1 rRNA gene is annotated in these 774 nt (G+C 62.1%); it reads right to left on the reverse strand.

The window, feature by feature from the left end:
* Positions 1 to 104: ribosomal RNA gene (locus tag ACRYMN_RS20865) — 23S ribosomal RNA — on the reverse strand; the annotation flags it as partial.
* Positions 105 to 774 lie beyond the last annotated feature (670 nt).

Here is a 774-nt window from a genome sequence, read left to right on the forward strand (position 1 = left end):
ATCACCGTTCGGTTGCCAACTCCCCGAGGCTTATCGCAGGCTCCCACGTCCTTCATCGGCTCCTGATGCCAAGGCATCCACCGTGCGCCCTTACACACTTGCCACCACCACACACCACCACCCACCCGAACAGAACGGTTGAAGAAGTCAACCCCACTGAACAGACGAGGAACGGCGCCGGCGGGCAAGCACAAGAACCCAAACCACAAAGACACAGAAAAAATCTACTCGACGAAGCACCACAACCCACCCGCCGCAGAAACGCTGATCGACAACCAACGACGACCACCGACCCCACCAACGGGCAGATGTTCTGCAATGCTCGCGTCCACTGTGCAGTTCTCAAGCAACAACCAGGTACCCTCCAGATGCGGCAAGCACCAGCACCGACGAACCCCACCCGCGCACACGCGCAGGAAAAGACGCGGCCGATGTGACCTGCCCCGGACGGTCCCGACAGAGAGAAGACCCCACCCCCTGGCGACCAGCCGGGCGAACCGACGATCACGTAGGGGTGGGTGTCCGGTCCCTCAGGACCCAACAGTGCGCCAGGCACCCACCGGAGTCGATCGTGACCGCGTTCCAAGCCGTGCACGTGCCCTCCACAGAGAGCACCGGCCGTACTAGCGATCACCACCGACGGTGAGTGCCGTGTTGATGTTCCACCCTGAAGCACCGGCCTCCAGACGTTCGCTGGAAGAAACCGGCCCTTGCCACCCACTGCCGAGGCAGGAGTGGAAGATGCTCCTTAGAAAGGAGGTGATCCAGCCGCAC

The organism is Kineococcus gypseus, assembly GCF_050871305.1.
GTDB lineage: Bacteria > Actinomycetota > Actinomycetes > Actinomycetales > Kineococcaceae > Kineococcus > Kineococcus gypseus.